Origin of the sequence: Companilactobacillus furfuricola, assembly GCF_003946325.1 — a bacterium.
Lineage (GTDB): Bacteria > Bacillota > Bacilli > Lactobacillales > Lactobacillaceae > Companilactobacillus > Companilactobacillus furfuricola.
On sequence record NZ_RHNT01000025.1, the window covers coordinates 16,751 to 32,033 of the forward strand.

A 15,283-nucleotide genomic window follows, 5' to 3' on the forward strand; every position below is an offset into this window, starting at 1 on the left:
CACTTCTTAATCTTTAAAATAGTCTTCGTAAATCTTCTTAGCACCGGCACGCATTTTATCGTTTGGTTTTGCCATTGGTGCTTTAGTATAGCCAGCGTGAACACCCATTTCTTCAAATACAAGTTTCAATGAAGGATAAATGTCATTGGCGATCAATGCTGAAATTGCATCGTTGCTGACTTTTTGGATTTGACGAGCTTTGTCGATGTCACCTGCTTCAAAGGCTTCCATTTCAGCACGAGCTCTCTTAGCATTTAAGTTATAAGTTGAACCGATTGCTCCATCAACATCCAATGCTAATGCAGGTAGTAACATTTCGTCGAATCCAGAGAGGATCAACTTGTCAGGGAATGTGTTACGAACTCTTTCTAATAGGAAGAAGTCGGCGTTAGTATACTTGATACCGATGATCTTTGGATTTTCGAATAATTCAGCAAATTGTTCAAGTGATAGTCCAACACCTGTAAGTGCAGGAATTGAGTAAATGATCAACTTGTTGTCGACATCTTTAACGATTTCGTTGTAGTAGTCTTTGATTTGTTCAAATGAATATTGATAGTAAAATGGTGTAACAGCTGAGATCTTAGGATAACCAAGATCTGTAACGAACTTAGCTAAGGCTTTTGATTCGTTAAGGTCGAGTGAACCAACTTGAGCGATCAAATCGATGTCATCTTTAGCTTCATCGATAGCGATCTTAAATACTTCACGTTTTTGTTCTGGTGCTAATAAGAAGTTTTCACCTGTACTTCCGCCAACGTATAGACCGTCAACTTTGTTAACGTCGATGTTGTAACGGATCATTTCTCTAATACCTGCTTCGTTGATATTTCCATCCTTGTCAAAAGCAGTCATCAATGCAGAATATAATTTTTTCATGAGTAAGCCTCGATATTTTATAATTTTATTTTTGTAATAGTTTCCAATCCCCTACCGCTGCCATTAATGTACACCACAATAATAAATATTTCAATTCTATTTTTCGATAATAATTATCGTTATAATGGTTAAATTATTGTGCCGCAATCAATTAAGAAATTATAAATTATTTTTTCGTAAGTAATTTCTTCCTATTATCGAGCATTTTTCGCTAATTTCTAAAGACAATTTTCGACATATCTGAGCTAATTTTATATGTATATTTAATAGGAAATATTTTCTTGTTAATGATTTTCGGATAAAGCAAATATAAATATTATTCACAGAAAACGTTTACATCTCTGCAAAATCATGCTATATTGTTCAACGTAATAGTTATCCCAATCATTCTAACCGCTACTAAAGATACGCATGGCGTAATTTTTAGTGACGGTTTTTTTTGTTTGGAGAGGTGAGAAATATGAACGTTTCAATCAATACAGCTGTTTTCCTCCATAATGTCGAAAATGGCGATAATCAAATTGATTGTTTAAAACGACTCGTTGGCCAACCAATAGATAATATTGAAGTTCGTGGGGAATTGTTTAACGAACAAACAAAGAATGAAGAATTAAAACAGATCAATCTATTGTGTGCTGACAACGACTGGGGTTATTTTTACTCAATCCCAGATGAACTCTTTTTAAATGATCATGTTAATGAAAAAATCAATTCTTATATTGATATGGCTGACAAGTACCACATTGACCACTTGAAGATTAGTTTAGGTAGCTTAGAAAATATTACCGATCAACAAATGGGCCAGCTCAAACAACTGTTAAGCCAAGCAGCTGTTAAGCCAAGCAGCTGTTAAAGTTACCATTGAAAATCAGCCGAACGAAAATGGTGTTTTAGCCACTTTCAAAGCTGGCATCAAACGTCTTAAAGACCAACAAATGCCACTTGGTTATACTTTTGACTCCGGGAACTGGTACTGGATAAATGAAATGCCATCTGAAGCTTTCAAAGCATTAAAAGACGATATTTCGGTCTTCCACTTGAAAGATATCAAAGATAAAACCACAGTTATGCTCGGTCACGGTGCAACTGATTGGCAGACTTTAGTCAAACAATTAAATAGTGACACTCCTATTTTTCTAGAATATGACATCCCTGATCAAAATTTGATGTCTGAGATCGATAAGGTGAATCAATTACTTTTCGATAGTGTCAAATCGCTATGAGTTATTTAGTTCAACTAGTTTTGATCCTTATTCTCACTAAAATAGGTGCACATTTATCTAACATGCTCAATTTCCCAAGTGTCATTGGTGAACTACTAGTTGGTGTCGTTGCTGGTCCGGCTGTTTTAAATATCTTGGCTGGCACGACCTTTATCCAATACTTTTCCGAAATTGGCGTGATCGTTTTAATGTTTATCGCTGGTTTGGAAGGCGACCTGCATTTATTGATGAAATTTTGGAAACCGGCACTTTCTGTAGCGATCCTAGGAGTCATTTTCCCTACGATCACTGCCGCCGGATTATGTGCCTTAGCCTTCGGATTTAAGTGGACCACCGCAGTTTTTATCGGCCTGATCCTAAGTGCGACTTCCGTTAGCATTTCCGTTCAAGTATTAAAAGAAATGGGGAAGATGAATTCCAAAGAAGGAGCTATTATCTTAGGTGCCGCCGTTGCTGATGACATCATCTGTGTCATTTTACTTGGTATCTGTGTAGCCTTCTTCGGAAACGCTGGAAGTGATCAACCGCTCTGGTTAATGATCTCGACCAAGTTATTATTCTTCGTCTTAATGCTCGTTTTAGGTCGCTACTTTGTTCCAAAATTCATGGATTTCTTCAGTAAACTTAACACTAGCGAAAACGAAGCTACTGGCGCCGTTATCCTCTGCTTTGGCTTTGCGGCTATTGCCGTAGCCTTAGGCATGAGTGACGTGCTAGGTGCTTACTTTGCTGGAATTGCTCTATCAGAAACAAAATATCAAAAGAGTTTAGCACAAAAAATCGAACCGATCGGCTATGCCATTTTCATCCCAGTATTTTTCGTCAGCATCGGTTTGAACATTAGTTTCAAAGGTCTCCAAAATGACATTTTATTCATTACATTATTAATTATCGTGGCAATTTTAGGAAAACAGATCGGTGGTTCCTTAGGCGCCAAAATGTTCGATCTCAATTGGTCTGAAGCCAACATTGTGGGAGCCGGAATGATCTCCCGTGGGGAAATGGCTTTAGTCGTATCAAACGTTGCTTTGACATCGCAATTGATCGACAAGAATCACTACACAGCAATGATCTTAGTCACCGTCGTGACGACCATCATTGCCCCAGTTATCCTGAAATTATTCATTCAAAGATCTAACAAAAAAAATTCTATTAGTTCCGATTCATTAAATGAGGTGAAAGTATGACAAAAATTGGTTTTGGGACGATCAACTGGATCGTCTTAGTCGTATATCTATTATCTATGCTAGGTGTCGGCGTCTATTTCACGAAAAAAGCCAGTAAAAACACCGATGCTTTTTTCAAAGCTAAAAGTTCTATCCCTGCCTGGGCTGCAGGATTCAGTATTTACGCTACAACATTGAGTGCCATCACATTCATGTCTACGCCAGAACAATCTTATTTAAAAGACTGGGCTTATGCCTTTGGTAATTTATGTATCATTTTGATTGTTCCAATTTTGATCAAATATTACGTTCCTTTCTTCAGAAAGCTTCAAGTTACAACAGCTTACGAGTATTTAGAGGAACGTTTCAGCCCGATCATGCGTGTTATCGGTAGTTTACTCTTCGTCCTTTACCATATCGGACGTGTTGCCATCGTTATTTACCTACCAATCATCGCGATCACATCAGTTTCTAACATCAATCCGATCTTGATTGCCTGCGTCGTTGGTGGTTTATGTATTATTTATACATTCCTTGGTGGTATCGAAGGTGTTATCTGGAGTGATGTTATCCAAGGTATGTTGCTCCTCGGCGGTGCTTTATTAGTTATCATCGTTGGTGTTGTTTCGATCAAGGGTGGTTTTGGAACAGTTCTCAGTGATGCCGTTTCTGGACACAAGCTCATCTCAACACAAGATTTCAATGTTGGCGACTTAACTAAGTTCATCCCATTGATCTTTGCCGGTCAATTCTTTAATACTTTGTATCAATACACAGGTTCACAAGACGTTGTTCAAAGATACCAAACTACTGCTACACAAAAAGAAACTAACAAATCTCTTTGGACTAACGGTATTTTATCTTTGATCACTATCCCATTGTTCTTCGGTATGGGTACTGTTTTATTCAGTTTCTACAAAAATATGGGTACTCTACCAGACGGCTTCAATACTAGTGCCATCGTACCTTACTTTGTTATTACTGAAATCCCTGCCGGAATTGCCGGTTTGGTTATCGCTGCTATCATTGCCGCAGCACAATCAACCATTGCATCTAGTTTGAATGCTATTTCTTCTTGTGTCGTTACTGACTTTAAGCAAAGATTTTTCAACGACAAACTTAAGAATATGTCTGACGTTACACTTGCTCGGGTAATCATCATCATTACTGGACTATTTGGTCTAGGCATGTCGATCTACTTATTGATCGGTAATGCTTCTAAGACTTGGGATCTATTCTTAACGGTTACTGGTTTGTTTGGTGTTCCTATTGCTGGTATCTTTGCAGCTGGTATTTTCACCAAACATTCAAATACATTTGGTGCGGTTATTGGTTTGATCCTTAGTGTTATTTGTACAGTACTTGTTCAACAAAACAGTGACTCATCATTGATCGTTGCAACAGTTGCCTTCATTACATCATTTGTATTTACTTACTTGATCAGTTTCTTAGCTCCAAAGAAATACGTTCACAACATTGTTGGACTTACAGCTTCAACAGTTAATCAAGACTATGTAAAAGAAACCAAATAATATTACATTTTAGAAAGAAGAAAGACTAATGAGAGATCCAATGCCACTTACAGAAATGAAATCTTACACTGGTAGACAAGATATTCCAGCAGACTTTGATGAATTTTGGGACCAGAATCTCTCCCAACTCTCCTCCTCCTATAAGTATCAATTGACACCAATGGATTTTGGCTTACCGACTTTAGATTGCTATGAATTGCGTTTCAAAGGTACTAACGATGCGACAATTTATGCCAAATGCGTGTTTCCAAAATATCAATCCAGCATCCCGGTTGTTTTCACTTTCCACGGCTACATGGGTCAGTCGCCAGACTGGTCTGACCTTTTCCAATACCCTGCCGTAGGATACGGAATCGTGGCCATGGATGTCAGAGGACAACAAGGGAAATCGACTGATACGCAGTCAGTCATTGGAAATACCGTTAAAGGTCAGATAATCCGCGGTGCAATTGCCGGGAGAGACCAATTATTTTTCAAAGATGTCTACTTAGACGTGTACTCAGTCATTGAAGTAGTCGCAGCTCTTTCATTTGTTGACGAATCTAGACTTTTTGTTTTTGGTGGATCACAAGGCGGAGCATTATCACTAGTTGCCGCAGCTTTAAATCCCAGAATAAAGCGGGTAGCAGTATTTTATCCATTCTTATCCGATTTCAAACGGGTGTTAGAAATCGGCAATCGGGATGAACCCTACGACGAGTTATTCCGATACTTTAAGTTTTCTGATCCATTCCACAAAACAGAAGATACTATTCTTCATACTTTGTCTTATATCGATGTCAAGAACATGGCACATCGGATCAAGGCTCCGGTTAAACTATTTACTGGTCTCGAAGACCAGATCTGCTTCCCTTCTACTCAATTTGCAATGTTTAACCGACTAACTTGTAAAAAAGAAATGGTTTTATTGCCAGAATATGGTCATGAAGACTTACATGTCCATGTAAATGATTCAATTTTTAATTGGCTTACTGGTTTTGAGATCGTTGACAAAACACAATTGGACTAAGATTCTGATTTTTCATTAAGCAGCCTAAGGACTGCTTTTTTGTTTGTTGATTATCAGTACAAAAAAAGGCAAATACCTTTGCTATCAGAGGTATTTGCCTTAACTATTGATATGATTTGATTTCTACAAATAATTTTCTAATATGTTATCTATACCCTGTGGGCTATAAACAATTAATTTCCAATCAATACTAGTACTAGCTTAATCTAAATGCTTTTCAATTTCAGCTTTGAAATTATCTTTTGGTCTTGCACCGACGATCCGATTAACTATCTCGCCGTCTTTTTTGATCAAGAAAGTTGGGATTCCTTGGATTCCTAATTGATTAGCGATTTGTGGATCATTGTCGACGTTGATCGATGTAAATTTAACCTTATCACCCAACACATCATTAGCTGAAAGTTGTTTTAAAATTGGATCCATCATTTTACATGGTGGGCACCAGTCTGCTCTAAAATCGACTACAGTTACCCCAGTGTTTGTTTCTGTTTCATAGTTGTTATCATGGATTTCTTTTACGTTTGATTCCATATCTTAATTCCCTCCTTGGTTCTATGATAATAATATACCCCCTATGGTATTATTCAGCAAATAATTAGCTCTCACAAAATAAACCGCTTTCTTTTATTATAAATTTGATAAAATACCAAGTAGAGACTAAAAAAGACTTAAGCACTCGCTTAAGTCCATCCGTGATTATTGATTTTCTCTTTCTTGGCGTTCTTCTTTAGAATTTTGATAAATAGTCTTATAAACTTTCAAGGTTGCCACACTAACGTTCTTGACGTTTTCAACGTCGAATTTCCTCGTCAAGCTATCCTTTCGAGAAACGTAATGATACAAGGGCATCTTTGACAAATAGAAATTGTTGGCAACAGTGGCATATTCAACGTTAAAGAGCTGGTCTTCCATCAAAGCTAGATCAGTTAAAAAGGTCAACTCATGCTCTTTGATCAACTCTAAACGATACATCTTATTCCAAGTGTATCCCATGACAACGCCATTCATCTTGATGATCTGCCTAATAGCCTCATCCCTAGTGACTTTACCGAGAGCCTTCTTTTCAGATTGTGGCTTGCTCTTGCCGTTTTGATTATCAATAAAAAAGCCACAACTGATCAAGTCAAGTTCGGGATCTTCAATAAACTTATTTAAAAAATATTCAACATAAGTTGGTTCAAGCCAATCGTCACCGTCAATAAAAGTAATATACTTAGTATTAGCTGCTTGAATACCGGTATTTCTAACTGAAGAGACGCCTAAGTTTTCTTCATGACTAATCACCTTCAGCCAGTCGTATTCTTGCTCAAATCGCTTGAGAATAGCTAAAGTATCGTCAGTTGAACGATCATCGATCGCTATAACTTGAAAATCTTGCTTAGTTTGATTAGCTAATGACAAAATTGTTTTAGAAATATATTTAGAAACATTATATGCCGACAATATGATCGACAGCGTTGTCTTTATCATTAAATCACCTTATTTGCATTTTATCGTGAACGCCTACAAATGCGCAACGATGGAGGAAGTAATTATGAAACGAATTTTAGATCTAGAAGGTGCTATTAATTTACGTGAGCTCGGCGGATACAAAACCACTGATGGTAAAACCGTCAAATACCGTAAACTTCTCCGTTCAGGAGACATTAGTAACATCACTTCTGATACCTTAAAATATTTAAAAGCTTATGGTTTAAAATACGTTGTTGACTTTCGGTCCATGAATGAGCAAAAGCTCTGGCCGGATGTCAATGCTAAATTTTATGAAATTTATCCAGACCCAGTATATCCATTAAAAGGTAATGGTGAAAAATTAGCCAATATATTGCCACAAAATAATGATACTTATTTAGGGAGCATTTATCAAAGTATTGTTCTAGATGCTCACGCCCAACAATCATATTCGCTCTTATTCCAATTATTGCTAGATAACAAGGAAGAGGATCACTCCGTCTTATTCCACTGTGCAGCTGGAAAAGACCGGACTGGCGTCGGTGCAATTTTGATCTTAAAAGCTTTACAAGTCGACACACCTACCATCGTTTCCGATTATTTATTGACCAATTTGATGTATTCTGATCAAAAAACTATCGACCAAACGCTCAATGATGAAAATGGCGACCAGACGATCAATAAAATGAACATGACTAAAGCCGATGTCCAAAGCATCGAATCAGTTTTTAAAGCAATCGAACACTTTTACGGCGACTTCGACAATTACCTGGACAAAGCACTAGGGATCAATACCGAAGATCTCGAAAAATTACGGTCAATTTACTTAGAATAACAAAAACATTATAATCATGATATTAATATCTTATGTGGAATGGAGAATTATATGAGTTTCCTGGAGCTTCGAAACGTACAGAAGTCTTTTTACCTGGGTAAGAAGCGCTTCCCTGTTTTAAGAGGGATCAATCTAAGCTTAGATCGCGGCGAATTCGTTTCGATCCTAGGTGAATCTGGTGGTGGAAAAACCACTTTACTTAATACTATCGGTGGCCTTGACTCACAGTTTGACGGCGATATTTTGGTCAATGGCAAGTCGTTGAAAAAAGGTTCGGACAAGGCTTTAGACAACTATCGAAGTCACACTGTCGGCTTTATTTTTCAAAGCTTTCACTTAGTCAGTCATTTGACCGTACTTGAAAACGTCCTCGTACCTCTAGAAATGTCGAATTTAAGTAAACGCGCTCGTGAAAAGCGGGCGCTAGAGCTGATCCAGCGTGTCGGTCTAACTAAACACATCGACAAGCATCCTAGTCAACTTTCTGGTGGTCAAAAACAACGCGTTGCCATCGCCCGTGCCTTAGCTAATGATCCAGACATCATCATCGCCGATGAACCAACTGGTGCTTTAGATGCACAAAATACTGAAGAAGTCTTGCGGATCTTAAATCAGATCGCAGCTGAGGGAAAACTCGTTATCGCTGTGACCCATTCCCAAACCGTCGCTAACTACGGAACACGGATCGTTCACTTGGCGAACGGGGTCGTCGACTCTGACATGATCATTCGTCAAAGCTATCTCGTTAATCAGCCAAGAAGAAGTTCAGCAATTACCCACTTAAGTTTTGGCGATACTTTTCGCTTAGCTTGGGAACATATCCTTTATACTAAAGGTCGAAATATTTTGATCATTTTAGGTGCTGCAGTTGGTATCTTCGCAGTGATTTTTATGCTGGGACTAGGTTCTGGTATCACTGGATACATCAACACGCAGATGTCTAATCAGGTCAATCCTAATGCCATTCAAGTCACTAAAAATGTTGCTACTAACCAAGTCAACAGTTCCACCGAATCAGCTGGTATCACCATGACTGATTCTGATCTGCAAAAATTTGCCAAGATTGATCATGTTAAAAAAATTGAGAAAGCCTACTTTGCTCAAGCTCCAAAAGTCCACGCCAATGGCAAGACCATTGCTGTTCCGTATTTTCAAACGTGGAATGCCACGGAAAAAGTCGGCGATATCGTTGCCGGTCATCAGCCCAAAAACAACGAGATCATTTTGCTGAAGTCGGATGCTGATCGTTTGAACAAGAAATACAATGAATTGATCGGCAAGAAATTGACCATTTACATCCCTTCGCAGGATCACAATAATAAACCTGTGCAAGTCAAAGCTGATCTAACAATTGCCGGCGTTATCAAGTCAGGTTCAACTGCTATCACTTACGATACTTTGACCAAAGCTTCCGACAATTATGGCGTATCCATCGAGCCAAATTTCGTCACCTTGACTTCTGATAGTACCTTTAATGTCACTGCTATCCAAGATAAAGTTAAGTCATTTAAGATGATCAATGACAAAGGCAAAACGGTTTCCGCCTACACTATTACTGGTGTTGGAGCGATCATCGATACTTTGAACACATATTTGAAACTAGCCTTTAACGTCTTAGCAGCTATTGCCGGTATTTCCTTGATCGTCTCAGCTATCATGATCATCGTAGTCCTTTACATCAGTGTTTCTGAACGAACTCATGAGATCGGTATCTTACGTGCCATTGGTGCTCGCAAGAGCGATATAAGAAATATGTTCTTGTCCGAATCATTCTTGATCGGTCTTTCTTCAGGAATTTTTGCGGTCATTATCGCCTACCTTGTGCAATGGGGAGCTAATTCACTCGCCTACGGAGTCATCAAGGACTCGATCGTGGCGATTTCTCCTAGACAAGCGTTGTTTGGAATCGGCGTTAGCGTTTTGATCAGCTTGATTGCTGCCTTAGCACCATCGCACCGGGCCGCTCGCCTTGATCCTCGTGATGCTTTAACTGATGAATAAATTTGAAAAATAGATAATAATATTGAAGCTACTGATTTTATGATCAGTGGCTTTTTTAGTTTTGGCAAGAGCTTCGAGAAATAACTACTACCGTTTTCTTTGGTTACAAAATCTTGATTTTTATGTACCAAACGTTACTAGTTTTATGGCGGAAACGAGCTCCGGGAGATAGCGGCCTCCGGTTTAGAAACTATCAGCGAGCTCTGCTTCACAGAACTCTTGTGCTGATAGTCCCTAAATCCTCACCAGCTGACCATCTCCCTGCGCTCTCTTTATTGGAAACGAGCTCCGGGAGATAGCGGCCTCCGGTTTAGAAACTATCAGCGAGCTCTGCTTCACAGAACTCTTGTGCTGATAGTCCCTAAATCCTCACCAGCTGACCATCTCCCTGCGCTCTCTTTATTGGAAACGAGCTCCGGGAGATAGCGGCCTCCGGTTTAGAAACTATCAGCGAGCTCTGCTTCACAGAACTCTTGTGCTGATAGTCCCTAAATCCTCACCAGCTGACCATCTCCCTGCGCTCTCTTTATTTTTTGTTCAAGAAATTATAAATTATTTTGCGGTCATCTGTGATTTGTATAATAATTATTATATAATTATATTTATCTTTAAATATAGAGGGGAATTTTAATATGACATGTCCTAACTGTGGGGCTGAAGTTGCTGAGGATCAGAAGCTTTGTAACAAGTGCGGTTTCAATCTTGAATCTGCTCAAAATCAAAACTCTGGCAATGAACAAGGCTCTTCGCAAGCTTCTAATATTCAAAACAATGGGGGATCAACTGGTTCTATCGATAGCCAAAATGGCAATCAATTTAATCAGATGAATATGAACCAAAATAACAATTCTGTACCAAATAATGGTAATGCTGGTCAGGGTGCTGGATTTTATCAGAATAATGACCAGAATGCCGGTTTCAATCCAAATAACAGTCAAAATACTGGCTTCCAACCTAACGCTAGCAACAATAACCAAAATTTCGGCACTAATGGTTTCCAACCAAATAACCAGCAAAATCCTGGCTTTCAGCCAAATGGCCAACAATTTAATGGACAACAAAATTTTAACAATCAAAGCCAGTTCCAAAACAATCAGGGCAATTATCAAACACAACCTAGTGCTGTCAGTTATATGATGCCATTTTTAAAAAGCAATTCTGCCCTAGCAATTTGTGCCGCTATTATTATCGTATTGATTGCTTTATTTACTTGGAAAGTTGCTGCAATTGTTTTAGTTGTAGCACTTATCGCTTGGTATTTCTTAGCTGATAAAAACCACGCTCAAGCTCTGCCTTTGAACAATTCTATCAGCTCAACATTTAGCAATATCGGTGGAAATTCAGTTGCTGCTGACACAGCTGAAACTAACAAAATGAAGCTCATCGTTGGGATTGCTGCGATTGTTAGTTTATTGTTCTTATTCGTTGGTAATTTTATTGGACTAACTGTTGATGTAACTAACATTCCTGACAAAGATGCTCAGACATTTTTCCAAGCCGTTGGAATCAGTGGCTCAACTTTCACCTTTAATGGTGCTATAACTTTCCTTAAAAAAATCGTAACATTCGTGATTACTGCTGGTTCTTATACATCTTCTTTATCCACTGACGATAGTACTCTTGAAGGTGCGAAAGCTATTAAAGCCTTTCTTTCCGCAACTAGATGGATCGTTATCTTATTGCCCATCATTACTATCATTTTCACATTTGTTAAAAACAAAGCTAGCTCAATCATCAGGATCATTGCTAGTGCTTTATCCACAATTTTATTAGCCGCTTTAGGAATTGGCATAATGACACTACACAACAATGATGATCAAGATGTCAAGATGATGTCTCAATTTTTGGAATTGGGCTATAGTTACTACATAACTATCATTGCATCGGTTGTGGCTTTAGTATTTGCTATCCGTTGGTTAATAATTAACTCCAGACAAAATGCTGAAATTAGAGCTCAACAAATGGGTAATATGAACATGCAAAATATGCAATCAAATAATTTCGGCAACCCTAACCAAACTAACTTCAATGGTAATCAGAACGTACCTAACAATTCTGCTAATTTTAATAACGGAGAATCTGCTGGTAATAATTCTGGTAACCAAAATAGAAATCCTGGTTCTGGTCAACAATAATAATTTAACTTTAGAGTGCTGATCGGCACTCTATTTTTTTGCCTCAAGTGTTGGTTCTTTCCAGTGGATACTAGTTTCGGGAGTTCGTGGTGTTTAGGTGATATGGATTGTTGCAGTGGCTTAAGAGATGTTCGTTTGGATTTTCTTATTTCTTAAACTTGTTGAATGGGAATGGTACCTTCTTTTTCTGCTAGTTAAAGTTGCAGCGGTTTGGATAGTGGTTTTTTTGTTTATCCTCAAGGATATTGAAACGAGCTCCGAGGCGCAGCGGCCTCCGGCTAACACAGGTTGTCGCGGCACGGGTTTGATGTACAGAATAGTGGTATCTATTTTTGTTTGATAAATTTGCTGCAATTTATATTGTGTTTTCTCTCTTTATCCTCAAGGATGTGAAAACGAGTTCCGGCACACAGCGGCCTCCGGTTAACACAGATGGTCCCGTACCGAATATCATGTAAAGCATAGTGCTATCCATTTTTGATAGCTAAACTTGCTGCAGCTTATATAGTGCTTATAATTTTTATCCTCAAGGATGTGAAAACGAACTCCGAGGCGCAGCGGCCTCCGGTTTAGAAACTGTCGGCAGGCACGGCTTCGCCGCACCTTTGGTGCCGACAGTCCCTAAATCCTCAGCAGCTACCCGCGCCTCTGCGCTCTCTATGCTTTTTGTGACGTTTCTGTGAACTTTGATGGTATTTTGTTTTATTAATTCTTTTGTTTAGTATAATTGAAGTTGTATAGATTTTATGGAGGTATGTGCATGATTTGTCCAAATTGTGGGCATGAGATTAAACCTGGCCAAAACTTTTGTGATAATTGTGGCCTGCCCTTGAAAAAAAATATTAACATTTCTACTAATAATGAAAATGCACCTAAAGAGGATGATTCGGTTCGTTCACTCGCAGATATTGAAAAAGAACTTGATGAGCAAGAAAAACGTAAACGTGCTGAAAATCAAACTAGTTCGCCTCAGTCTGACGAAGATGATGACGTTGATGACCGGACTCGTGTTTTCAACTTTCGTGATGAAGCTAAACATGCCGTTGAAGATCAGCCGATGAAGGCAGATCCAAAAATGGATATGGCTCCAGCTCAAAAAGCCGAACTGGAACGTCAGGCTAAATTAAATGAACATCCAAAAGCGCCAGATAATTTGAATTTGGACCAGCCAGTCCATTTGGATCCTGTCACTGGTTTGCCCGTTTATCCTGACGACAAGCCACTCAATTCCCAAACTAAACAGCAAGAAGAAGAATCAGAAGACGATGGCATCTTTACCAATATGATCAAATTTTTAAAGAACAATCTTTATGTTGATATCATTGCTGTAGTTTTAGTAGTCTTACTATTCTTCATCAAACGTAACTATTCCTGGATCTTATTAGCAATTTTCATAGTAGCGTGGTTCTTGACCTCACAGATCGTTCATGGAAAAGAGATCAAGCTGAATAAACTGATCACTAAACGAAAAGATGATAATGGTGCTGATGAAACTCAAAATAACCAAAATCAATCTAACAATAACTATCAAGGTAATAATCAAAATAATTACCAGAACTATCAAGCTCAGCCTCAACAAACTTACAATCAACGTCCGGTAAGTAAAAAAGAAGCAAAACGTGAACATCGTGAAGAGGAAAAAGCTAGTCACCGTCGTAATTGGAAACAGAAGTTGATCATTATCGCATCGATCGTCGCTTTCTTTGCATCCATTACCGGTGCCTTCGTCAACGGCGTTTCGTTGTCGGCCACTATTGCTAATGCTGCTAACGTATCAGTTAACTTTGGTGTGCATACGACCTTGATCATGAATTTATCTTCAGCAGTTAGATTCATTTGCTTCATTTCACCGGTGATCGTCTTGATCGCCGCTAATTTCAGAACTAAAGGTAGTATTAGAATAATTCGTATTTTCTCGATGTTAGCTTCCGTCATTTACATCGTGGCCTATGCATTATTCTCAACTAATGTCATCAGTGCATCATTGATCACTGGACAAACTGTTACCGGACTAGTGGAAATCGGTACAAGTTTTTACATATTGATTATTACTTCAGTTCTATCATTGCTATTATCTTATACATTACATCCACGAGAAAAAAGATAATTATAACGCTAAAAAAGCCATTCAAGGTTAATTTGAATGGCTTTTTTGATATTCTAAACATCTTATTTATAACGGTGGAATTATTAATAAAATAATTATCACGATTAACAAATATTAAGGTATATACCATATTAAAAATAAAATATTTTTTAAAAAATATTAGCTTGTGTTTTTTTGTTTACTAGCTAACAATTCCATGTATAATTGCAGTTAGAAAGTTAATTAAGCATTTTCTAATTTTACCGTTTGCTTAGTTACTTTCTAATTTCTTGACCACTTCTACTGCGTTGATAATGTAGAAGTTACGATTCCATTGAATCGGGCTGTGTTTTTGGGCACTGCAATTTCACCAGGTAAATAACTGCTTTTGGAGTTTCCTTAAACGCAGTACTTGATGTCACTTGCAGGGCATGATTCTTTACAAGAACATCAAGTTTTTGCAAACAATTCTAGTGATTGCTTACGAAGCTACTATGACTGTTTGAAACAGCATTTTAGTGTCAACAAGTCTCTTATACTAAACCGTATTAAGTTTTTCCGAATGGGACCAATTTCATAATTATCCGCTAATTATGATTTGTTGATCAATTTGACTAAATCTGTTTTGTGACTTGAGTGTCACACAAATCCCTCTAAATATTTAAAACATTACACTTAATTCAATCTGTTTTTTCGCATGCGAAACCTAAAACAAGATGAATTGTAAAGCAGAGACTGGCTAAAACAGTCTCTGTTTTTTTTGTGGTTCATTGCCGGTAGTGGGGGTTCCAGGAATTGCGACCGTGGAACGCCATGGACGCCACTTTGAACCAATCGAGAAGACCACTCGATTGTTTCAAAGCTGGGTCTTTCACTAAGCGGTAAACCGGTTCTCGTCGTGGTTTGGTTATTTTGATGCATTTATTTAAGAAGAGGCTTATATACTCAATGCCAATTTTCATGAG

Annotated in this window: 13 protein-coding genes and 1 pseudogene; 10 read left to right on the top strand and 4 right to left on the bottom strand. The window is 38.2% G+C overall.

The window, feature by feature from the left end; genetic code table 11:
- Positions 1-6: 6 nt before the first annotated feature.
- On the bottom strand, positions 7-879 hold the full coding sequence (locus EKM78_RS07760) for an N-acetylneuraminate lyase (RefSeq protein WP_125771033.1): 873 nt from the start codon (positions 877-879) through the stop codon (positions 7-9).
- A 460-nt stretch (positions 880-1,339) separates the two neighbouring features.
- Here EKM78_RS07760 and EKM78_RS13095 point away from each other — a divergent pair, with 460 nt between their 5' ends.
- From EKM78_RS13095 to EKM78_RS07780, 5 genes are read left to right on the top strand one after another with little or no spacing between them, the layout of a single operon-like run.
- Complete coding sequence (locus EKM78_RS13095) at positions 1,340-1,732, top strand: hypothetical protein (protein WP_245994988.1); 393 nt, start codon at positions 1,340-1,342, stop codon at positions 1,730-1,732.
- A gap of 7 nt (positions 1,733-1,739) precedes the next feature.
- Positions 1,740-2,102: a sugar phosphate isomerase/epimerase family protein gene (locus tag EKM78_RS13100; RefSeq protein ID WP_245994997.1), complete on the top strand. Its 363-nt coding sequence runs from the start codon at positions 1,740-1,742 to the stop codon at positions 2,100-2,102.
- Entirely contained in the window at positions 2,099-3,289 is a 1,191-nt protein-coding gene (locus EKM78_RS07770; protein ID WP_125771035.1) for a cation:proton antiporter, read from the top strand. Before EKM78_RS13100 ends, EKM78_RS07770 begins: the two co-directional genes overlap by 4 nt.
- A complete protein-coding gene (locus tag EKM78_RS07775; protein ID WP_125771037.1) occupies positions 3,286-4,800 on the top strand; it encodes a sodium:solute symporter family protein in 1,515 nt (504 codons plus the stop codon). Before EKM78_RS07770 ends, EKM78_RS07775 begins: the two co-directional genes overlap by 4 nt.
- A gap of 28 nt (positions 4,801-4,828) precedes the next feature.
- Positions 4,829-5,809, top strand: coding sequence for an alpha/beta fold hydrolase (locus EKM78_RS07780; protein WP_125771039.1), 981 nt, complete (start codon positions 4,829-4,831; stop codon positions 5,807-5,809).
- Positions 5,810-6,010: 201 nt separating this feature from the next.
- On the opposite strand, the gene EKM78_RS07785 is transcribed toward EKM78_RS07780, so the two are convergent.
- On the bottom strand, positions 6,011-6,340 hold the full coding sequence (locus tag EKM78_RS07785; RefSeq protein ID WP_125771041.1) for a thioredoxin family protein: 330 nt from the start codon (positions 6,338-6,340) through the stop codon (positions 6,011-6,013).
- Positions 6,341-6,505: 165 nt separating this feature from the next.
- Positions 6,506-7,279: a glycosyltransferase family 2 protein gene (locus EKM78_RS07790; protein WP_125771043.1), complete on the bottom strand. Its 774-nt coding sequence runs from the start codon at positions 7,277-7,279 to the stop codon at positions 6,506-6,508.
- 64 nt (positions 7,280-7,343) lie between these two features.
- Between EKM78_RS07790 and EKM78_RS07795 the strand changes: the two genes are divergently transcribed.
- The 5 genes and pseudogenes from EKM78_RS07795 (at position 7,344) to EKM78_RS07810 (ending at position 14,339) form a co-directional block, all read left to right on the top strand.
- Complete coding sequence (locus tag EKM78_RS07795) at positions 7,344-8,096, top strand: tyrosine-protein phosphatase (protein WP_125771045.1); 753 nt, start codon at positions 7,344-7,346, stop codon at positions 8,094-8,096.
- Between the two features lie 51 nt (positions 8,097-8,147).
- Positions 8,148-10,097 carry an ABC transporter ATP-binding protein/permease gene (locus tag EKM78_RS07800; RefSeq protein ID WP_125771047.1) on the top strand — a complete coding sequence of 650 codons (1,950 nt, stop codon included), beginning with the start codon at positions 8,148-8,150 and terminating at the stop codon, positions 10,095-10,097.
- A 632-nt stretch (positions 10,098-10,729) separates the two neighbouring features.
- Complete coding sequence (locus EKM78_RS07805) at positions 10,730-12,232, top strand: zinc-ribbon domain-containing protein (RefSeq protein ID WP_125771049.1); 1,503 nt, start codon at positions 10,730-10,732, stop codon at positions 12,230-12,232.
- Between the two features lie 760 nt (positions 12,233-12,992).
- A pseudogene (locus tag EKM78_RS13430) lies at positions 12,993-13,058 on the top strand (zinc-ribbon domain-containing protein); the annotation flags it as partial.
- A 3-nt stretch (positions 13,059-13,061) separates the two neighbouring features.
- Positions 13,062-14,339: an MATE family efflux transporter gene (locus EKM78_RS07810; RefSeq protein WP_245994991.1), complete on the top strand. Its 1,278-nt coding sequence runs from the start codon at positions 13,062-13,064 to the stop codon at positions 14,337-14,339.
- 746 nt (positions 14,340-15,085) lie between these two features.
- Here EKM78_RS07810 and EKM78_RS12965 read toward each other — a convergent pair.
- Positions 15,086-15,283 (bottom strand): hypothetical protein (locus tag EKM78_RS12965; protein WP_211334347.1); only part of this gene is annotated, 198 nt, incomplete at its 5' end.